Raw genomic sequence first — 20530 nt, forward strand, 5'->3', positions numbered from 1 at the left:
GTCGAGGCCGGCGGCCCGGACAACCTTTGTCAGACAGACAGCCCGCAAGCACTCACGCTGAGTGGCGCCAGCATTGGCGGCGGTGCGAGCACGGCAGCCTGGAGCATTGTCTCCGGCGGCGGCACCCTGAGCAGCACGGCACAGACGGCTACTCCTCAGGCGGTGACTTACACTCCGGCAGCAAACTTCAGCGGTACGGTGGAACTGCTGCTGACGACGAATGATCCCATGGGGGCCTGCCCTGCCGTAACGGCTACCCGCACGATTACGGTCGACGAGGCGGCGACGGTGGAAGCCGGTGGCCCGGAAACTGTCTGTCAGAACAGTAGTCCGTTCGTTGTGCCGCTTACAGGAGCATCGGTTGGCGGGAGCGTAAGCCTTGCCTCCTGGAGTATTATTTCCGGCGGTGGTACTCTGAGTAATACCGGGTTGACAAGCGATCCGGCATCCGTTTCTTATTCACCTGAAGCAAACTTTACGGGGACGGTTACTTTACAACTCACTTCAGCCACTCCGCCGGGCGTTTGTCCTGCCGTAATAGATGTCCGCATTCTTGAAGTACTAAACGTAGGTTGCGGAACCTTTCCCTGGAACAGATAATGATGGGTGGGTTCACTGCTTTACTAAGAAACACTGCACCCGCGGCCGCGCCCAAAAAAAGCCCGGATTTCCACCCAACGATTTGTTGGTAAATGTGTTTCCTTGTCAATGACCACCGACGACTTTAAGAAAATTGCCGATACCATCCCGAAACAACCCGGGGTGTACCGCTTCATTACCGCTGACGACACGATCATCTACGTTGGAAAGGCAAAGGTTTTGCGAAACCGCGTGGCCAGTTACTTTGGCGAACGGAAAGGCCGGCTGAACCGTACCCGCGTAATGGTTAAAAACGCTGCGCGAATTGAGTTTACCATTGTCGAAACGGAAGCCGATGCGCTACTACTGGAAAACGCCCTGATTAAAACCAATCAGCCGCGCTATAACATTAACCTGAAGGACGATAAGAACTACAGTTACATCTGCATCAAAAAAGAGCGTTTCCCCCGGGTATTCATCACCCGGCAGGTCCGCCGGGACGGAAGCTATTACTTCGGTCCCTTTACCAGTAAAGGCCGACTGAAGATCATCCTCGACCTCATCAAACAACTCTTCCCGTTACGGACTTGTAACCTGAACCTGAATCAGGCAGATATTGAGGCCGGGAAATACAAGGTCTGCCTTGAATACCACATCAAAAACTGCGAAGGCCCCTGCGTCGGAGAGGAGGCCGTAGAGCACTACGATGAGAAGATCGCTCAGGTGAAAAACATCCTGAAGGGAAATTTTGCAGAGGTGAAGCGTCACTTCCAGGGAGAGATGGAGCGACTGGCCGCCAACATGGAATTCGAGCGTGCCCAACAGATTAAAGAGAAGCTAACGGCTTTTCAGAATTACCAGAGTAAGTCGCAGATCGTATCGACTACCATTCGGGATGTTGACGTTTTTGGTCTCGCCATTGCGGAAAAGGAGGCGTTCCTGAATTACATGAAGATCGTCAACGGAGCCATCATCCATACCCATACGCAGGAGATCACGATGAACCTCGACGATGATGCCGAGAGCCTGCTGACTTACGCTATCCCGGAATTGCGTGACCGCTTCAACAGTATTGCCGGCGAAATTATTCTCGACGAGGAAATTGCCCTGGCAGGCGTGGATGCGGAAATCGTTGTGCCTAAAATCGGTGACAAGCGAAAGCTGCTCGACCTCAGCGTCAAGAACGCCAAATACATGCTGCTCCAACGCAAAAAACAGCGGATCAACAACGCCAACCGGCAGACGCCCGCCGAGCGCATTTTGCGGACGCTGCAGTCTGACCTGCAGATGGACGAGCTGCCCATGCACATCGAATGTTTCGATAATTCCAATATTCAGGGAACCAACCCCGCCAGCGCCTGTGTCGTTTTTAAGAACGCCAAGCCCAGCAAGAAGGACTACCGCCATTACAACATCAAAACGGTCGTTGGGCCGGATGACTTTGCCAGCATGACGGAGGTTGTCTTCCGGCGCTACCGCCGGCTGCGGGACGAGAATGAGCCCCTGCCACAGCTCGTCATTATTGACGGAGGTAAGGGTCAGCTCAGCCATGCCATGGAGAGCATCGATCAGCTGGGGTTGCGTGGTAAGATGGTGGTGGTGGGCATCGCCAAGCGTCTGGAAGAAATTTACTTCCCTGACGATGCCGTTCCTCTCCACATCAACAAGAAATCGGAGTCGCTGAAACTCATTCAGCAGTGCCGGGATGAAGCTCACCGTTTTAGTTTGCGTCATCACCGCAACAAGCGGAGCCTGGGTATGGTCGGTACCGAGCTGCACACCATTCCCGGTATTGGAGATAAGACGGTGCAAAAGTTAATGGCACACTTCGGCAGCCCCAAAAAGGTGAAGAATGCCCTGGCCTCTGAAATTGCTGAGGTAACCAACCTGAGTGTAGCGAAGAAAATTCAGGACTTTTACCGGCAGAAGGATAACCTGAAAGGGGAGGACTGAATCCACAATAGCCTTGTGGCTATGCAATAGTCGATGGCTTACTTTTCCGGAGGAGCAGGAGGAGAGACTCCCCAATCGCCAAAAACCTTGTCTTCCTACCCGAGATGCAAATGCTGAGTGAGCGTAACAAGCTGAATTGAACGTGCAGTAAGCTCAGTGCCCCCCGCGCCGACGGTGTTTGCAGCTCCTGATTCGGGCTAAAAGCCTACTGGATTAACGGAACGGTCAGGAAAGGTGCACCTTGTTGCCAACCTGCAACCTGCAACCCGCAACCTGCAACCCGTAACCTGCAACCCGCAACCTGCAACCTGCCCCATTTCGTCCTCCAACCACCAATTCTGTAATTAGACCAGCTTTCCTACGGATAGCCATTTATCTTTGTGCCTTCAAAATATACCACCAGTATGCTGCTTCGAATTTCTGCTTTTATTTTACTGACGATTGCTCTCCTTTCCTGTCGTGATGACTTCAGCCTGGAAGGGGATTATCAGGACATTCCGGTAGCCTACGGCTTTCTGAACGCTGATGATGACCGTCACTTCATACGGGTGGAGAAAGCCTTTCTGGAGTCTGGTGGAAATGCAAACGCTAATGCGGGTATTGCGGACTCCATATACTACGGAGATAATGAAGCCACCGTTATTCTGCAGAACAAGACAACGCTGGAAGACATCGAGCTGGAGCGCGTAAATGCAGAACAATTTGGTCTTGATCGGGAGGACGGCGTTTTTGCTGAAAGCCCCAACATCCTGTACACCTTCCGGGATAGTGAACTGCGGCTTAGCGCAGGTAACGAGGTGATGCTTTCCATCCAGCGCCCCGGCCAGGAAGATGCCGTTGCGGAAACGGTGCTGCTTCGCGAAATTGAGATTAACCGACCCGCCGAAACGGTTCGGGTAGACGATTACCGCCGGCCATTAGTGATGAGCTGGACGAAAGGTGATAACGCAAGGGTTTATGATGTGCGGATCATCTTTAATATCCGGGAACTGTTCCCGTCAGACGCTTCGCGCAACCGGGATATTTCCCTGGAGTGGGTTTTATCCAATGCTTACGTGCCTTCTGGCGATCAGGAGAGTGGAAACCTGGTGCGCTTTGAGGTTGATCCCGAAGGGTTCTACTCCTTTTTGGGGGCAAATCTGGAACGTGATGACGATATCGTTCGCCGCTTCGTCGACTTCGATGTACGCATTTCCGCTGCCGGGCAGGAAGTTCTCGATCGCCGAAATCTTGAAAATGCCAATTCCGGTATCACCAGCTCGCAAAGTCTGCCGCGGTACACCAACCTGAGCGGCGGAATCGGGATGGTTACCAGTAACACGACAACGCTAAAGACCGGTGTTGACTTTGACAACAACAGCCGGGACAGCCTTGTTAACGGTAGTTATACCAGAGATCTAGGCTTTCTGTAGCTGGTAATTTTAAGATCAGTTTTCCAGTTGCCAGCTTTTTTTGGCGCGGCCGCAGGTGCAAGGGAAGGCTTTCAAAGAGCAAAGGAAGTAAAGGGTAGGGTGTTCTGTATTGCTGTAACCCTTTGCAACAGTTTCTGTTCTCCTAGCTCGCAGAGCTTCGTAGCGCAGGCTGCGGCTTCAGCCGTAGTAAGGCCAGCCCCAAAACGCCGTGCCCTTAGGCCTGTAAACCGAACATTCTAAGGTGAAGGGTTACGCTTGGCATAAATGCCTGGCTGGCGACACCGGTATGAACGCCAATACTCCAAACTGACATTTTGTCTTTTTTTACCGATCCGACTGACACCAATTGTGCCACTTTCACGTAACGACTGACCAAAAGACATCCGGCCGGCCTTCAGTTGTTCTGGCATACCAATTGCTTATGTGAGTTGACAATTACAACTTACAACCATTAAAATATACTGACACATGAGTAAGATTATAGGTATCGACCTCGGTACAACCAACTCTTGCGTGGCGGTGATGGAGGGCAACGAGCCCACCGTGATCTATAACGAAGAAGGCCGCAATACCACGCCTTCTATCGTAGCGTTTCTGGACGGCGGCGAGCGTAAAATCGGTGAGCCAGCCAAACGCCAGGCCATCACTAACCCAACGCGTACTGTAGCCTCCATTAAGCGATTTATGGGGATGCGCTATGACGAAGCTAAAAACGATGTTGGCCGCGCTGCATATCAGGTAGTGAAGGGAGACAACGGACTGGCTAAAGTCGACATTGACGGCCGTCAATACACCCCACAGGAAATTTCTGCCATGATTCTTCAGAAGATGAAGAAGACGGCCGAAGACTTCCTGGGCACGGAAGTAACGGAAGCCGTAGTAACGGTTCCTGCTTATTTCAATGACTCTCAGCGTCAGGCTACCAAGGAAGCCGGCGAAGTCGCCGGGCTTAAAGTGCGCCGGATTATTAACGAGCCTACCGCGGCTGCTTTGGCCTACGGCCTGGATAAGCGCAGTAAGGACATGACGATCGCCGTGTATGACCTCGGTGGTGGTACTTTCGATATTTCTATTCTTGACCTCGGTGACGGTGTCTTTGAAGTTAAATCAACCAACGGTGATACCCACCTCGGTGGTGATGATTTCGACCGGGTATTGATTGATTTTCTTGCCAACGAATTCAAGAGCCAGGAAAATATTGATCTCACCAAGGATCCCATGGCTCTGCAGCGCCTGAAAGAAGCCGCTGAGAAAGCTAAAATTGAACTCTCCTCCAGCCAGGAAACGGAAGTTAACCTTCCTTACATCACGGCCGTTGATGGTGTGCCTAAGCACCTTGTAGTAAAAATCAGCCGTGCCAAGTTCGAGCAACTCGCCGATGAATTGGTGCAGCGTACGCTCGCTCCCTGTAGAGAGGCCCTGAAAGATGCCGGATTGGACAAAGACGAAATCGACGAGGTAATTCTCGTAGGTGGTTCCACCCGTATCCCACGTATCCAGCAGGCGGTCGAAGAGTTCTTCGGCAAGAAGCCTAACAAGGGCGTAAACCCCGATGAAGTAGTGGCCGTTGGTGCCGCCATTCAGGGTGGTGTTCTTTCCGGCGACGTACAGGACGTACTGCTGCTGGACGTTACTCCCCTCAGCCTCGGTATCGAAGTTATGGGTGGTATGATGGACAAGGTGATCGAAGCCAACACGACGATCCCCGCCAAGAAGTCTAAAGTATACTCTACCGCTACGGACAACCAACCCAGCGTTGAAATCCACGTACTGCAGGGTGAGCGCTCCATGAGTAAGGACAACCGTCCCATCGGGCGTTTCGTACTCGGAGACATTCCACCCGCGCCACGCGGTGTGCCTCAAATCGAGGTTACCTTCAACCTGAACGCTGACGGTCTGCTGGAAGTCTCCGCAAAAGACAAAGGCACCGGTAAGGAGCAGACGATCAAGATTGAGGCCGGTACCGGTCTTAGTTCCGACGATATCGCCCGCATGAAGGCTGAAGCGGAAGCTAACGCTGACGAGGACGCTAAGTCCCGCGAGCGCGTTGAAAAGATCAACGGTGCTGATCAGCTGGTCTTCCAGACGGAGAAGCAACTCAAGGAATTCGGCGAGAAACTGCCCGAAGACAAGAAGTCCGCCATCGAAGCCGGCCTCAATGACCTTCGCGAAGCGCACAAAGCCGAAGACATCGAGAAGATTGATGCCGCGACCGAAGTATTGACGGCAGCGTGGAACGCTGCCAGCCAGGACATCTACCAGGCCCAGCAGGGTGAGGGTGGCCCCGAAGCCACTGCCGACGCCGGAGGCGCCGACGCTTCTTCAGGAGACTCCGCCGCTGATGTGGAGGACGTTGAGTTCGAAGAGGTGGATGGGAAGTAATTCCCGGTCTGCTTAGACTAACTGATTAAAACGGGAAAGCCCGCTGATCCTCGTATGAGGGTTGGCGGGTTTTCTGGTTTTAAGAATACGCTTGATGGCGTAATAACTATGGCTTTACCCATTAATTCGCTCAAAATCAGTAATGATAGTTTTTGTGACGAGATTCTTAAGTATATATTAGCAATACACTTTGCACTTGAACTCAACTCGTTTGTAAGCACTTAAACCTTACTGATACTATGCCACTATTCCCTTGTGACAGTTCCTACAATAGTGATCTCAAGGGCTCCATGTCAACGACATATGGAGGAAAGGATGAAAAAAAAACATTCTACTCACCTAGCCTGAGCAAGTTCGTAGGAGGAGATTTCTTTTACATGCCTTCCCCTCAGTTTCTGTTAAAACATAGCGCCTTACTCCCCTCGTGAATGAAACTGGACACATAAACTGAGGTATGAAAAAAGCAACGACAAAGCATCGAAAACCTGTAATTCAACAATTGGTAATAACGTTTTTGTTGTTGACTTTGTCATCTCAATTTATAGTGGCTCAAGTTTCTTCGCCCGTTTATTCTTTTCATCATCTGGGCAGTTCTGATGGGTTAAGTTCATCGCAGTACAACTATCATGTCTTTCAGGACTCCGTAGGGTTTGCCTGGATCTCTTCGCTTGTCGGGTTAAATCGCTTTGACGGATATCGTGTGAAACAATACCGACCCGATACGACCCAGTCAGGCTCACTACTTAATTTGCAGGCCTCACAAAGTGCTTTTGGTGAGGTCAGCGGCGGTGGCATGTGGTTTACCAATGATGTAGCCCTGACGCGCTACTGGCAAAAACAAGATATATTTGAACACTTCCAGTTTGACTTGCCCGACGGTGAGAAGGCAACCAATACCTACTGGTGGTGCTACGTGGACAGTCAAAATGACCGTGTATTTACCAGTGGTAACCGGCATTTATTTTTTCTTGATGTAACGCCGCCTGGCCGTCAGAGCCTGCTCGACACAATTCATGTAGGTGTGCGGGACCGAATGCAGATTACCGGGAAGGGCGAGTATATATTATTAAGGAACTTCTTCGGTTCGCCCCGATTAGAAATCCGATACTACTCAGTGGATGGACTTTTGCGGGAGCCCCTGGAGTTTAACGGGCCAAAGGAGCGAGGTATCAGGGATGCTTATTACTTCAGCGACTCTTTGATATGGGTAGCCACTCGTAACGGGCTATATAAACTGAACACAATTACCGGACAATGGTCCGATGAGATAACCAATAACGGCCGTTCGTTTGGGTACCTGGAAAGCATCTGTGTTGACCGGGAGGGAAATCTTATTCTCGGCACGGCTACTGAAGGGATTTACCGTTATAACCCCGTAGCGAACCGCTCAGAAGGCCCTTTTATGACTAATCTGGGAGGAAACCTGCAGCCGTTTACACCGAGCATTGTTCGAATGTACCTAAATGAGGACGAGACCCTCTGGGTGTCCGTCAAGGATGACGGCGTGTACTATGCAAACATCGGTATGGATAAGACCAGCACGCTGCGTATACGGGCGCACGGGGACAACCAGAATATCGTCCGCTTTGCCCTGGGGGAGGGTGGGGATATGTGGCTGGCTGGCCCGAAAATGGTCACGCACATTACTGACCGGGACACTACGCAGTATGCATTAGATATCTCGGGGCAGGAACTGGAGCAGGTTAAGTCATTCCTGGTGGATAGATCAGGCACTGTCTGGCTCGGCACCCTCAAGATGTTGCTTCATTTACCCCCCGGAGAAAAAACTTTCAGACAGTATGCTTTGCCCTACGACGGGATGGTCTACCCGGGGTATAACGACCTGAAGGAACTACCGAATGGAGAGCTACTGGTTGCCACCAATCGGGAGTCACTGCTTAGAATCAGCGCTGATCGTACACATTGCTTCAAGGATCCGACGTCGTGTATTCGCCCAAGGATATTGGGAGGGACCGGGAATGACCTGCTGGTCACCACGCTCCGGGACAGTTTTTTCGTAGGTAAGCTCATCGGGGCAGATGCTGTCTTCCGGGTCGATACGGTATTCTTGGGTTTACCCTACGTAACTGCAATCGTTGCTGATGAGGCAGGAGATAAATACTGGATCGGTACCCACGCGGGCCTGTTTCAAATCACGCGCAGTGGTGCCCGAAGATATACCCTGAGCTCCGTATTTGACGGGACGGACCAACCCGTAGTTCATGCCATGGATATACTCGATGACAGGCTGGTGATGTCCCTGACGACTGGATTGGAAAGCTACCAGTCATCAACGGGAATCCGGCAAAAACTTCAACTGTCCGATGGCTTGCAAGGAAACGAATTCACCCTGCGCTCCGTGTTAACGGACACTTTGCAACAAACCATTTTCTTTGGCGGTAAAAATGGAGTAGACGTATTGACTCAACGATCATTTATTTCCACAGCACCGCCCCCTCGACCAACCATCACCGATATTCTAATTAACTATGAATCCGAGGTCGCCACTGACTACAGTCCCAACAAGGTGAGTAATGTGGCGTTTATCGAACACCTTCGGTTACCCTATAATAAGAATTCAATAGAGCTGCACGTTTCGGCATTCGACTTCTCTGACCCCGCAAACTGTCAGTACCGGTTTGAGGTATTGGGAAGTGAAAACAATACGGAGCGTCCGGTAACTGACCAACCGTTTGCTATTCTGACTGACCTGCGGGAAGGCGAATACAAGATTAACATTTACGCTACTAACTCCGATAATCAATGGTCAGGGCCAAGAAGTCTAACCATAATCATCCTTCCTCCATGGTATCGAACCTGGTGGGCTTATACCCTGTACGCATTATTGGTCGCTGCTGCCGGCTGGGGCGTTAATTGGTATCGCTTGCGGAATATACGAGAAATTGAAAAAGAACAACTTCGCACGGCGCAAGCAGAAGCACTTGCCGCCGAAACAGAAACCTCCGTCCTCCGCCTGCAGATGAACCCGCATTTCATTTTCAACAGTCTCAATTCGATCAATTCGTTCATTATGACGGGGCGGAAGCTGGAGGCGCACGAATACCTGATGAAGTTTGCCGATGTGATCCGGGACATCCTGAACCGGTCGACGCAGCCGCTGACGCGGCTGGATCAAGCCATTGACCTGCTGCGTGACTACATGGAGGCGGAGCAGATGCGGATGGGGGATAAACTGCGCTTTCACATCGAAGAAGACCCCGAACTGGATACCTTCTCTTACTATCTGCCGACGATGATCGTGCAGCCCTTTATTGAGAATTCCATAAAGCATGGGATTGGTGGCTTGCCGCAGGGAGGATTGATCACCCTGCGATTTAAGATGGACGAAGAACAAGAATTGTTGCTGGTGGAGGTAGAAGACGACGGGCGCGGACGCAGGATGCAGGGTGGGAGAACCGGGAAGCATGCCTCGAAGGCACTGGGAATTACCAATAAGCGCATGGACCAGCTGAATGCGGTTTATGCCACTGCTTCTTCAACCTCCTCTGCACCCGCGTCCGCGCCCAAAAAGTACCGCTACGAAATCAAAGACCTGAAGCATCCCGACGGAAGTCCACGAGGAACCTTAGTCTTATTATATTTGCCGTTGACCTATCCCCGGCAACATGAGAGCAGTCGCAGTTGATGATGATGAGAACATGCATAGCCTTTTGGCCAGCCTGTTGGAACACTTGAACGCAGAAGTAGACCTGGTGGGAACCGCGACGACCGTAAAGGATGGTGTACGGGTAATTCAGGAACAAAAACCAGACCTGCTGTTTCTGGACATTGAGCTGCCGGATGGAACGGGCTTCGACCTGCTGGATTTGCTCCATGCGTCGGATTACATGATCGTATTTATCTCGGGCCACGGTCAATACGGCAGGGCTGCACTGGACTTTCAGGCCCTGATATATATCGACAAGCCGTTGCGTGCTTCTTACCTTAAAGAAGCACTGGATCGGGCAAGGCAGCAGTTTCGCCTGCGTAATCCCCAGGAACGAACGGATGATATTGAGGAAGCCGGTAAGAACTTCCGCTCGGGTGACCTGCCCACCATGTATTCTGTGTCGAATAGTGATGGGTTTTACTTCGTCCCCGTCAAGGACATTCTTTATTTCTGCAGTGCCAACGATGTCGTTTCTCTTTATTGGAAAGGCGGAAAGCCAATCCATAAATCCGGCAGACTTAAACGGTTTGTCGAGCAATTTGAATCCTACCCAGAGTTTATGCAGGTGAATCGGTCTTTTTTGGTCAACCTGAAGGAGGTCCGGCAGATTAGCTCCGGCCCCAATCTAGTGATGTCCGATGGGGAAATCATTCCCGTCAGTAGCCAGACGGCGCAGGAAGTACGGCATCGGCTAGAACAGCTATAGAAAGGTCCACGGGATAATATGACCTTTTCTCGGGAGGAGAGGGGGCGTTTGCGGGATGCCGCCCCACAGCATGGCGCCCGGCGATACTTTTATATCGTATTCAGTTAAACATTACTTGTGAACAGCGCCAGATTATTTGGTGCTTCCCGCTGAACCCGTCGTATGGTGCAGTGGCGGAGCTTTGTCACTGGCGATCTACTCCAGAAATTGCTATGAACAACCCAACAGACATTTCCCTTGCGGCGGATCACCTCCAACTTTCCCCTCGTACCCTCGAGCGGCTGGAACGCTTGCAGCAATTCGCCCGGCAGAACCAGGGCCGGTTTAGCCAACTCTCCAGGCGAGAAAAAGAAATCCTCTCCCTCATCTGCCGCGACTTCAAAAACGAAGACATAGCGCGTTTGCTCTTTATCTCCGTTCACACCGTCCGGACCCACCGTAATAATATCTGGCGGACGCTGGGGATTAGCTCGGTGGTGGAGGCGATGCGGTGGGCGCAGGCCTTTGATTTGGTTTAAAGAGAATTGCCATATTCAGGCAGTCGTATAGAATACGCTCTTTAGCGTATTGCTCACCAAAAGAATGTATCTGATTTTTGAGCAGCCGTTAGTCTGTTTTCCCTTGAAACACTCTATTCCCATTAATTCACAACATCTGAAACCTTGTTACTTAGCCCGGGGACTGTCTGTAAAGGCAGTCTCCGTGGTTATTTACACTACCACCTTCGAGATTGGCACCACCGCCCGCACAATCTGCCAACCCAGCCAGACCCAGCCCCCTGGCTGAGATAATTTACCAATGGCCTTGATGATCCAGATGACGGAGTCGATGAAGTAGGCCATGTTCTGCTGCATCCGCTTTATGTGGCTACTGTGCTGCAGGGCTTCTCCCTCAAGAAAGGTGTCCGGAGCGAAGTTGACGGAGTCGAAGTCCAGCTCAAATTTGGTGGCAAAGAGCCTGGCTGGAGCCTCGGCCGTAGCCGGGGCAACTTCTGTAATCAGCGGCTTGCCAAAAACGAAATTCGCCAGATATTTAAAACCGGAAAAAAAGCGCTGGACAGCACTCCGAATCGGGCGTAGGAGGGTTTTGACAAAGTCAAAGACGGGGCCGAGTAGTTCGGTGATCTTCTCCTTGACCTTGTTGAGCTTGCTCTTCAGCCAGCGGAAAATCTTTTTGAAGCCCAACCTGATGCGGGCGAGTAAAGGCACACGGGGATAGTAAACCCGTCGTTCCGGATGGGTGACATTGTCAGGGTAGAGAGTGCTAATACCGTCTTCGGAGAGAATTTTTTCGTCAAACTTATCAACAGAAATGCCCGCTTGCCGGTGGATGTCCTTCAGGGCATCGTCGTTAGTATACAGGTTGCTCAGCGCTGCCGGATCATCCTGGCTTACGCCCCAATCAAAGTGTCGGATGATGCCCCGGAAATTGACGACATAAACTTTTTCTTCCCGGTTAGCGGGCATGAGGTAGGTGCGTACCCGGCGAGATTGTTTCAGGGCCTTATTGCGCTGCCCCGCCCGCCGTAGCTTCCCCGCGTCTTCTGCGAGCCGATCCGCCTCATCATTCAACAGGGTAATCAGGGCCTGGTGACTGATTTTTCCCCAGCGGCCGTCGATCTTGCCACGGTAATAACTGGCCTGCCAGAGCTTGATCTGTAATAGGCGGACGTCCAAACCTTCGGGACGGGCGTTTTTCTGCCGGCGGGCTTGCCGCAGCATTTTATTCGCGGTCGGCTGATCGTAGAGAGTAGGTTCTAATTTTGGTTTGTCCCGGGTCGCGAAGATGAGTTCGTCAGGGGCAGCGGGGGCTTCATCTATATTCCGAAGTTGGTACAAGACGGCACTTTCTTCCCGATTCTTCGTGTGTTGGCGATAAGAAGCGATGAGGAGGTCAACATCCGTCAGCTGGGCCCAATGCTCCAGGCTAATGGCCCCTTCGGCGGAAAAGGTCGTTTCCAGCCCCAGTCCCTCCCGGAAGAGTTTCGCCAGGGTGGGGGAATCCGTTGCTGCGAAGACATCATCTTCACCCGAAAACCTGAACTCGTCTGATGAAAGCGTTCTGGCGCGGTAGGCGAGTGAGCGACCGTGGCAGCCTGCTCCTCCGGCACGGAAACCTGGTTTTAGCGGTAAACCCCCATCCCAGCTGGTGTATAGACCAATGCGGTCGGTAATTGCACCGAGGTGCTTACTCACCCAATAATGATCCACCTGCGTACCCGCTGGCAACATGGCTGCCAGCTCCGGCCAGTCTTCTTCTTCCGCTACGTACCGGCTTACGGCATCAACGAGTGGCAGCAGCAGACTGGGTTTGTCCAGGATGTCGTGCTTATGCTGGTGGTAAGCGATGAAATCTGCCTCGGAGAGATAGCGCAAGTCCGTCAAATGCTGGGCCAGCTCATGCCAGAGACCACGCAGATGTCTGGCTTTTTGTTTTTCGTCTGGCGCCCTTACCAATTCCCGTTCCGGAAAGGGCATTCGGTAATGTTCCGGCATTTCCTGCTCAGTTACCTGGCGTAGGTGGGCAATATCTGTTGCAGAAGCATCACCATCGGAAAAGCTCCGGCAAGAGGCGACGAAGTTAGAAACAGTTGAAGAGGGCATCCCTTATTCGTTCCCTCCTTCAACCCGTCTGAAGTTGGGCTTCAGCCGGGCAATGATCTCTGCACGGGCTGTGGAAGCAGCATTGACGGCGTCAACATGCATGTGCAGTAGTTCCCGGTCGTTTTCAGAAAGGTTATCCGCCACAAAAGTGAAGGTGTCTTTATCTATTTCTATGTGTGTGGCGGCGACGACGCGCATGTCGCCGTCAATTTCCAGCTTTCCGTCACTGCGGCTGAATAGCGTATTGAAATCAATGATTTGCCGACCCTCCAGGCTGTCATCATTTGCGTTTCCGGAGGAGACGTCCTTTCTAACTTTAAGTTGGCCGGTGATGGTGATAACGTCGAGGGTGACGAGGTCAGAGATAAAAGACATGGGTAAGGAAATGTTTTGCTAAAGATAAGTGTAATGTAATTAGATTGGGGTAGGATGCCTCAAACGTAAGGTGTTCAACCGGGTAGCCATTGTGATTCCTCCGGAATCACTGACTGAACACCCTATACTTTAGCCCTATTTCCTGCTCACCCTTCATGCCGTGCTGCATACTCCGGCCAGGCTTGCATTAACTTTCGGGTGATTGGGCCAGGTTTCCCATCGCCGATGGCGATGTCGTCAGCATAGGTAATCGGCATCGCCCCTTTGACTGAGCTACAGATGATCGCCTCTTCGGCGTTCATGAATTCGGCAACACTAACCGTGCGTTCCTCTACCGGAATATCCAGCTCGGCGGCCAGCTTTATCAAATGAAGACGAGTGATGCCGTGGAGGATATTGTCTGTTGGGGTGACGAGTTTCCCATCCCGTACGATCAGGAAGTTAGACCGGTCACTTTCCCGGATGTTTTCTTCCCGGTCTACGTACAGGGCATATTGAGCGCCTCGCTGGCGGATCATCGGTTGAATACGGATCCCTTCCAGGTAGTTGATTGTTTTGACTTCCGGGAGCTCCCGCTCATACCGATGCAGGATAACGCGAATACCGGTTTCATACTGCTCTGGTGGTGGCCCTTGAAAAGGGTCGGCCATACCCACTAAATTGGGCCGGGTGGGGGTGTAGCCATCCGGCGCGTAGCCGCCGGTGAGTACAAAACGAATGCCACCATCACCACCACCATTACGCTGAATCAACTGGTGAACGGCCTCGCGCAGCGCTTCGCGGTCGGCAGGCATATCCAACGATAGCAGTTTAGCGCTACGCAGAAAACGATCAAGATGATCTTCAATAAAACGTGGCCGTCCTTGTGTATAGCGGAAGTAATCAAAGATGCCAAACCCTCGGAGAATAGCGAGGTCAGCGACGTTTAGTGCGGCTTCTTCTTTAGGTACATATTGGCCGTTGAGGTAGACGATGGGGAGCATGCTAAGTGTTGATCGGGGTGGATAATAATCTCGCTAAAGTAGTCAATTGATGCAGGTGATACTACCTGTTTCTGCCGGCATTTAGCGATTTGAGATCGGTTTTTTAGTCCTTACACGAAAGCAGCCCTATTTTAGGGTAACCTTTTTATGGAAAGGCAAATACACGCTTTGACACTTTTTATTCCATTTTTTGCCATTTGCCTAAGAGTTCAGGTTTGGATACTTAGGCGTTTTGCTGCCAACTTTTTTAGAATGCTTTCCAATACACAACGCTACACGACAAACACTGTATTCCTTTTTTTAACGGTTCTTCTTTCCTTTGGCGGGCCTGATCTTCAGGCACAATGCCCGCCATTTCAAAAAGAGGGAATCCATGTTTTTCAGGCCGATGATCGCCTGGAAGACCTGGCAGAACGATATGGGATTAGCCAGGAAAAAATCTTACAATGGAACAAACTGCAAAAGGGACAAAAGATTCCTGACTGTAAGAGGCTGATCGTCTCCTCAGAATGGGTTGTTGATAATACTCAGGAGGAGGATAGCCCGGCTTCGAAGGAGGAAGTAGCTGATAAGGAAGGCTTTCAGCAAGGCGTTTTTCATAAAGTAATGCCAGGCGAATCATTGCTAAATATCGCAGATATTTACGGGCTAAGCCTGGAAGAGCTTCGGACGATGAACGATATTCCTTCCGGGGCCATCATCCAGGCAGGCTCCGTCATCCGTAAATCATGGGAAAACACCAGCCCCGAAAGAGTAGCCGTTCCGGAAATGGTCGTTCGGGAAGTTAAGCCCGCGCCAGCGGAAGGGCAGACCGCTAAGGGTGGAGGAATAATAATGAAGGAAAAGCCGGAGGTTTCCGCTACGCCTGCTTCGTCAGCCGCAGCTGCGAAGAAACCAGCAGAGGAATCTTTTCGCACGGAAATGAGCTTGCAGGAGTCGGCACTCTTGGCCGAAGTCAACCTGATGAGGTCTGACCCCCGGCGCTATTCAAAGTTTGTAAAAGACTATGTAAAGAGCCGCCGGAAGGACAAAATGAATAAGTATAAGGTCAATCCCCGTGACGTCAAAAGCGTGATGGATCGCCTGAAAAATACGCCGGCATTACCCCTCCTGGTTAGTAATGAATGTTTGTATTGGTCAGCCCAAAAACATGGTGCTTATTTGCTTAAGAATAACCGCTTTTCGCACCAGGGAATTGGTCGATTAGAACCACATGAGCGGACGGCAGCAGACTGCCGGGAGGTAAAACTCAGCACAGAAAGAGATGAGGAGGGCAGAATCATTGGTAACGAAAACCTGGGCGTTGGCGCGGATGCCCGTCAGGCCATTATCCGTCTGCTGATCGATGAAGGGAGTGACGTTGCCGGCCACCGGAATACCTTGCTCGGCAAAGAATGGCGCTACATGGTCGCACATTATTTCGGTTCGGTAAAGGGCTATCAGGATTGCTTTGTGCAGGTGTTTGGGAAGTGAGGGTTTCAATGACAGCAACCCGCAGGTACTCCTTCATCTGCGGTACATAGTCTTCCTTTTGTCGTGTTTTTGTACCAACGGCAGCTACTTGTGTGCCGCTTGTTGCCATTCAGGTTAAGCCAGAACTCCCCTCTTCCCGTTACTGGCTGAGTGTTTGTTGCGGGATGAACCCCGGGGAAGTCGTCTGGCCAAAGCCATACCGTGATGCTGTTGTTCAATCCGGAGTGTTCCAGCGCGGAACCCAACTGGATCGCATATTTACGTTGTGCCGGGGATTCGATCAGCAAGACGATTCCTGGCTTTTTGTTGAGCTGCATACCATACCAAAGTGCCTGGCCGATGCTGTTCTTCCATTTTTGCGCACGCTCAACTTCGATGGCATGAGTGGTCGTTTCGAGATCCACTCGTCCTCCGGTTACAGATACTTCCTGATTGGCCTCAAGGTGGGCTGCCAGGGCTTTAATGTATTGAGATTCGGTCTGGGCCGAAAGGCAGGCGAAGCTGCTGAGGAGCAGGCAGACCAGGGAGCATCTAAGCGTGTACATAGCAAGTTGTAGGTAGAGAATACAGTTGTTGACAAAAGGGGGCTGCAACTCAGGCAATTTAGAAGGCGTTTTGACTCAGGCCGATACTTCTTGTTTTTCTTTCAACCATTCCCGCTCCTGATCCACCAGTCGCCGCCAGCGGCGGCTTTGCCGCTGCCGGGCCAGCGTCTCCCACTGCCGGATGGACCAGTTGACGGACAAAAGGGCGAGGACCAGCCAGATTTTTAGCGGCCAGGGCAGAAAAAATAACCCCAGAGGAACAAGTACGAAGGTGCCGATGGCCAGAGCGGCAAAGCGGACGGGGCTGTAGAATTCGACGTGATTGACTTTGTTATCGGCGATATATTCGCCGATGAGCCAGAGGGGGAGGTGGGGGAGCTGCAGGAGAAGTCCGAACGCAGCCCGGAACCAGGTCGCCCTTTGCTTTTTTGTCCCTTTCACTGCACCTGCGACCGCGCCCTCTGCTGAGCCTGCGGAAGGCCCCAGATCATTATGCTGCAAGCGGTTAAAGTAGCGGGTCAGCTCGGGGGCTTCCGCCGGGGTACTGGCGGCGAGGGCCAGCTCGCGGTCCAGCTGCTGCCCGTCGTGCGTAATGCCGTAGATGTTTTGGGTGTTGTGGCGGACCCGATCCAGTTCGAGCCGACTTTCCCCAATACCCGCCCGATCGTGTTCAGGGAACTGCACCACGAGGGAGCTCAGGCGCGCACGCAGGTGCTCAGTAAGGTTTTTAATAGCAGAGGCTTCGCTGCGTCGGTATTCGTCCATGTAAGCGGAAACAGAAATCGGCTCCCCGCAACGTACCATCACCTGGCTCCGTACCCGGTGGGCGTGGGTATAGTTGCAACCGATGGGAACGATGTACACTTCCTTCAACGTTGAGTCGTTTTGCAGGGCTCCCAGGGCAATGCGCGCCGTTCCCTTACGGATGCGGCGCAGGGCTTTCTCGTGGATCGTTCGCCCTTCGGAGAGAATCATGATGGCCCGATGCCGGCTCAGGGCCCGATAGCACTCGGCGAAGGTGTTGAAGTTGTCTTTCAGCTTTTCATAGTCTCCGTCCTGACGGCGGTAAATGGGCAGGATGTTTACGGCGTTGAGCAGCGCCGTAGCGGCCCGGTTTTTGAAGAGGTTGCCCCGGGCCAGAAACCACAGGGTCCGGGGCTGAAAACAGGCCAGTATGCAGGGCTCGATGAAGGCCGTCGGGTGGTTGGCCGCCAGAATGACGGCGGCGTTCTTCGGAATGTTCTCCAGTCCCGTAAGGTCGATGTTCCGGAAATAGTACCGGAGGATGTAGCGGGCGACGGGACGGACAAGATTGTAGATCATTGGGGGCGAAGATAGGGGCTTGGTTTTGTAGCGCCGACTTCAGTCGGCGTAAAAATGAAACCTTTCCTCCGCCGTACCTTCACCCCATGAAAACACCCGACATCAGAACCGTCAACGTCACCCGCTACGTGACCCCGCTGCGGGAGGGCGGCTCGCTGCCCGCCATCGTAGAGGCCGACGACGACTTCCCCTACGTCCTCAAGTTCCGGGGAGCAGGCCAGGGCACCAAGGCCCTGGTAGCAGAGCTCATCTGCGGAGAGCTGGCCCGCGCCATCGGGCTGCGGGTGCCGGAGTTGGTGTTTATGGAACTGGATAATTCCTTCGCCCAAACAGAACCCGACGAGGAAATTCAGGATCTGTTACGGTTCAGCGTCGGTCTGAACCTCGGACTCCATTATTTGTCCGGCGCCATCACTTATGATCCGCTGGTCTCCGTCGCGGAGCCCCTCGAAGCCTCGAAGGTGGTGTTGCTCGATAGCATTATTACCAACATCGACCGGACTCACCGGAATACCAATCTGCTGAACTGGAAGAAAGAACTCTGGCTGATCGACCACGGTGCCGCCCTCTACTTCCACCACAGCTGGAATGGTTGGGAGGCCAGTGCCGCGCGGACCTTCCCGATGATCAAGGATCACGTCCTGCTGGCCAAAGCCAGCCAACTCACCGAAGCCGCTGCCGTCATCAAAGAGGCGCTGACGCCCGACTTCGTCTCCGCCGTGGTGGATCTTGTTCCGGATGATTTTCTCACGGAAGAAGGTAACCCCGTTTCTCCGGCAGAAAAACGGGCCGTTTACAAGACTTACCTCAACACCCGAATCGCTAACCTGGAGGCCCTCCGCAAAGAAGCTGAAGATGCCCGATAAGCAGGTCTACGAATATGCCGTTCTCCGCTACCTGCCGCAGGTCGAGCGGGAGGAATTCCTCAATCTGGGCGTCATTGTCTTTTCCAAAAGGCTACGCTACCTCGGGGTGAAGTATCGGGTCGATGAAGCGCGCATCCGCGCTTTTCATCCCGAGGCAGACCCCGACGAAATTGCCGCCTACCTGAAGGGCTGGGATGAAATATGTGCCGACGGCCCCTCCGGCGGGCGCATTGGTGAGCTGGATCACGCCGGCCGCTTCCGCTGGCTGACGGCTTCGCGGAGTACCGTCATTCAGTGCTCCGCCGTTCACCCCGGCCTGACGGATGATCCGGCAGCAGAATTGGAGCGCTTGTTTGACTTTTATCTGGGGTGAGCGCCCCCGGGTGGCTGCACGCTCTGCGTGCAGAAGTTTTGTCGCGCCCGGGAGGTGCGACGACCCAAAACCATGAAATGATAGCCCAACAAGAAAAGATTAACTCCTGGCTGGCCTTAGGCCCCATCCTGTTCATCAACTTCCTCTTCGTCTGGAAGTATGGTAGCCGGGCGACGGATCGGGCAGTAGTGGCAGCCGCTTTACTGGTGGCCGTACAGGTGGGCTGGGTCTTGCTTTCTGACAGCATAAGCGTCAGTGATAAGTGGACAGGCCGGATAGTGATTGCTGCCGGACTACTGCTGCTGGTCTTTGCCGCGCTTGCCGCCTGGGTCATCCCATTGGAAAGCCTGAATGTAGACCGTTGGAGTGTTATCTCCTCTTTTTGGGAGGCAGCCGCGGAAGGAAAATACCCTTACTTCGCTGAGTCGCATATGGGGAACCCGCCGGGGCCGATGCCTGTATACTTTGTCATCGCCTGGCCTTTCTACGCGCTGGGTGCGCTGGACACACTGGCGGCCGTGGGCTATTTGTTGCTCCTTTTTGGATTGTACCGGACTCCGGCAAAGGCAAAGAGGCTGGTTCCGCTACTATTGACCAGTGTTTTCATGTTTTGGGAGATTGCGGTGCGGAGTAATATTTTCACCTATTCGGTATTGGTGATGTTTGCGCTGGAGTATTTCCGCAGGCGGCAGGATAAGGCGTGGGGAACTAACCTTATGCTACAGGCGATCGTGATCGGCTTATTGCTGTCTACCCGCTCCGTATTCGCGTTGGCTTACGTAAGCTATTTTTTAGCCAGTCTGAAGTTGAAGGAAATGCCCTTTGGACGAATGGTCGCTTTTGGAAGTGTGGCTTTGGTCGCTTTTGGCTTGTCCTTCCTTCCCTTCGTACTTATCTGGCCGGAATCCTTCCGGGAAATGAATCCCTTCCTCGTGCAGTCGTCTTTCCTGCTACCTGCCTGGTTTATCCCGGGCTTTTTCGGATTAGCCGCAGCGTCGGCTCTGCTAATCAAACGATCAGAAGACGTACCGCTGGCCGCTGGCTGGGTGCTGTTTTTGTGTATCCTCCTGTACGCGATCTTCCACGTGTTGACTTCTGGCTTCGAGGAGGCATTTTTCGGAAGTAAGGTGGATCTGTCTTACTTCTTGCTGGCTGTGCCGTTTTTATACGGTACCGCCGGGTTAGGTATGCTGCTGCCTACGGCGATAAGCCGGCGATCGGGCATGTAGGGACCTCGAAGCGTCCTGTAAGGACCTTCGAGCGTCCCGATTCCTGATCAACGGCCAA

The 20530-nt window shown here is 52.6% G+C and carries 16 protein-coding genes; 11 read left to right on the forward strand and 5 right to left on the reverse strand.

Annotation, left to right across the window (positions count from 1 at the left end):
* From BM123_RS24305 to BM123_RS20625, 7 genes are all read left to right on the forward strand, one after another.
* The coding region (locus tag BM123_RS24305; RefSeq protein WP_175489491.1) for a hypothetical protein at positions 1 to 600 on the forward strand (600 nt) is incomplete at its 5' end.
* 108 nt (positions 601 to 708) lie between these two features.
* Complete coding sequence (gene uvrC, locus BM123_RS20600) at positions 709 to 2532, forward strand: excinuclease ABC subunit UvrC (RefSeq protein ID WP_090172455.1); 1824 nt, start codon at positions 709 to 711, stop codon at positions 2530 to 2532.
* A gap of 404 nt (positions 2533 to 2936) precedes the next feature.
* Positions 2937 to 3944: a DUF4249 family protein gene (locus BM123_RS20605; protein ID WP_090172457.1), complete on the forward strand. Its 1008-nt coding sequence runs from the start codon at positions 2937 to 2939 to the stop codon at positions 3942 to 3944.
* A gap of 468 nt (positions 3945 to 4412) precedes the next feature.
* Positions 4413 to 6326 carry a molecular chaperone DnaK gene (gene dnaK / locus BM123_RS20610; protein ID WP_090172459.1) on the forward strand — a complete coding sequence of 638 codons (1914 nt, stop codon included), beginning with the start codon at positions 4413 to 4415 and terminating at the stop codon, positions 6324 to 6326.
* 748 nt (positions 6327 to 7074) lie between these two features.
* On the forward strand, positions 7075 to 9972 hold the full coding sequence (locus BM123_RS20615; protein WP_175489492.1) for a sensor histidine kinase: 2898 nt from the start codon (positions 7075 to 7077) through the stop codon (positions 9970 to 9972).
* A complete protein-coding gene (locus tag BM123_RS20620; RefSeq protein ID WP_090172462.1) occupies positions 9953 to 10702 on the forward strand; it encodes a LytR/AlgR family response regulator transcription factor in 750 nt (249 codons plus the stop codon). Before BM123_RS20615 ends, BM123_RS20620 begins: the two co-directional genes overlap by 20 nt.
* 212 nt (positions 10703 to 10914) lie before the next feature.
* Complete coding sequence (locus BM123_RS20625) at positions 10915 to 11220, forward strand: response regulator transcription factor (RefSeq protein ID WP_090172464.1); 306 nt, start codon at positions 10915 to 10917, stop codon at positions 11218 to 11220.
* A 192-nt stretch (positions 11221 to 11412) separates the two neighbouring features.
* Here the strand turns inward: BM123_RS20625 and BM123_RS20630 are convergent, their stop codons facing one another.
* The 3 genes from BM123_RS20630 to BM123_RS20640 form a co-directional block, all read right to left on the reverse strand.
* Positions 11413 to 13305 carry a peptidoglycan-binding domain-containing protein gene (locus tag BM123_RS20630; protein WP_090172467.1) on the reverse strand — a complete coding sequence of 631 codons (1893 nt, stop codon included), beginning with the start codon at positions 13303 to 13305 and terminating at the stop codon, positions 11413 to 11415.
* A 3-nt stretch (positions 13306 to 13308) separates the two neighbouring features.
* The gene (locus BM123_RS20635; protein WP_090172469.1) at positions 13309 to 13680 is read right to left on the reverse strand and encodes a hypothetical protein; all 372 of its coding nucleotides are present in this window, start codon (positions 13678 to 13680) and stop codon (positions 13309 to 13311) included.
* 146 nt (positions 13681 to 13826) lie between these two features.
* Complete coding sequence (locus BM123_RS20640) at positions 13827 to 14663, reverse strand: aminotransferase class IV (RefSeq protein WP_090172472.1); 837 nt, start codon at positions 14661 to 14663, stop codon at positions 13827 to 13829.
* Positions 14664 to 14915: 252 nt separating this feature from the next.
* On the opposite strand from BM123_RS20640, the gene BM123_RS20645 reads away from it, so the two are divergent.
* Positions 14916 to 16136: a LysM peptidoglycan-binding domain-containing protein gene (locus BM123_RS20645; protein WP_175489493.1), complete on the forward strand. Its 1221-nt coding sequence runs from the start codon at positions 14916 to 14918 to the stop codon at positions 16134 to 16136.
* A 5-nt stretch (positions 16137 to 16141) separates the two neighbouring features.
* Here the strand turns inward: BM123_RS20645 and BM123_RS20650 are convergent, their stop codons facing one another.
* Entirely contained in the window at positions 16142 to 16681 is a 540-nt protein-coding gene (locus BM123_RS20650; protein WP_090172475.1) for a TPM domain-containing protein, read from the reverse strand.
* A gap of 75 nt (positions 16682 to 16756) precedes the next feature.
* Positions 16757 to 18004, reverse strand: a complete 1248-nt coding sequence (locus BM123_RS20655) for a 1-acyl-sn-glycerol-3-phosphate acyltransferase (protein ID WP_090172477.1) — start codon at positions 18002 to 18004, stop codon at positions 16757 to 16759.
* An 86-nt stretch (positions 18005 to 18090) separates the two neighbouring features.
* On the opposite strand from BM123_RS20655, the gene BM123_RS20660 reads away from it, so the two are divergent.
* From BM123_RS20660 to BM123_RS20670, 3 genes are all read left to right on the forward strand, one after another.
* Complete coding sequence (locus BM123_RS20660) at positions 18091 to 18870, forward strand: HipA family kinase (protein WP_090172479.1); 780 nt, start codon at positions 18091 to 18093, stop codon at positions 18868 to 18870.
* On the forward strand, positions 18860 to 19243 hold the full coding sequence (locus tag BM123_RS20665) for a DUF3037 domain-containing protein (RefSeq protein ID WP_090172481.1): 384 nt from the start codon (positions 18860 to 18862) through the stop codon (positions 19241 to 19243). Before BM123_RS20660 ends, BM123_RS20665 begins: the two co-directional genes overlap by 11 nt.
* Positions 19244 to 19320: 77 nt before the next feature.
* The gene (locus BM123_RS20670; RefSeq protein ID WP_090172483.1) at positions 19321 to 20472 is read left to right on the forward strand and encodes a hypothetical protein; all 1152 of its coding nucleotides are present in this window, start codon (positions 19321 to 19323) and stop codon (positions 20470 to 20472) included.
* Positions 20473 to 20530 lie beyond the last annotated feature (58 nt).

This window comes from Neolewinella agarilytica (assembly GCF_900110645.1).
GTDB classification, from domain to species: domain Bacteria; phylum Bacteroidota; class Bacteroidia; order Chitinophagales; family Saprospiraceae; genus Neolewinella; species Neolewinella agarilytica.

Bases quoted from the DNA above. Each gene is read 5' to 3' on its own strand.
- uvrC (WP_090172455.1), top strand. From the start codon at position 709: ATGACCACCGACGACTTTAAGAAAATTGCCGATACCATCCCGAAACAA.
- BM123_RS20630 (WP_090172467.1), bottom strand. From the start codon at position 13,305: ATGCCCTCTTCAACTGTTTCTAACTTCGTCGCCTCTTGCCGGAGCTTT.
- BM123_RS20620 (WP_090172462.1), top strand. From the start codon at position 9,953: ATGAGAGCAGTCGCAGTTGATGATGATGAGAACATGCATAGCCTTTTG.
- BM123_RS20605 (WP_090172457.1), top strand. From the start codon at position 2,937: ATGCTGCTTCGAATTTCTGCTTTTATTTTACTGACGATTGCTCTCCTT.
- BM123_RS20665 (WP_090172481.1), top strand. From the start codon at position 18,860: ATGCCCGATAAGCAGGTCTACGAATATGCCGTTCTCCGCTACCTGCCG.
- BM123_RS20645 (WP_175489493.1), top strand. From the start codon at position 14,916: ATGCTTTCCAATACACAACGCTACACGACAAACACTGTATTCCTTTTT.
- BM123_RS20650 (WP_090172475.1), bottom strand. From the start codon at position 16,681: ATGTACACGCTTAGATGCTCCCTGGTCTGCCTGCTCCTCAGCAGCTTC.
- BM123_RS20640 (WP_090172472.1), bottom strand. From the start codon at position 14,663: ATGCTCCCCATCGTCTACCTCAACGGCCAATATGTACCTAAAGAAGAA.
- BM123_RS20655 (WP_090172477.1), bottom strand. From the start codon at position 18,004: ATGATCTACAATCTTGTCCGTCCCGTCGCCCGCTACATCCTCCGGTAC.
- BM123_RS20670 (WP_090172483.1), top strand. From the start codon at position 19,321: ATGATAGCCCAACAAGAAAAGATTAACTCCTGGCTGGCCTTAGGCCCC.
- BM123_RS20625 (WP_090172464.1), top strand. From the start codon at position 10,915: ATGAACAACCCAACAGACATTTCCCTTGCGGCGGATCACCTCCAACTT.
- BM123_RS20660 (WP_090172479.1), top strand. From the start codon at position 18,091: ATGAAAACACCCGACATCAGAACCGTCAACGTCACCCGCTACGTGACC.
- BM123_RS20635 (WP_090172469.1), bottom strand. From the start codon at position 13,680: ATGTCTTTTATCTCTGACCTCGTCACCCTCGACGTTATCACCATCACC.
- dnaK (WP_090172459.1), top strand. From the start codon at position 4,413: ATGAGTAAGATTATAGGTATCGACCTCGGTACAACCAACTCTTGCGTG.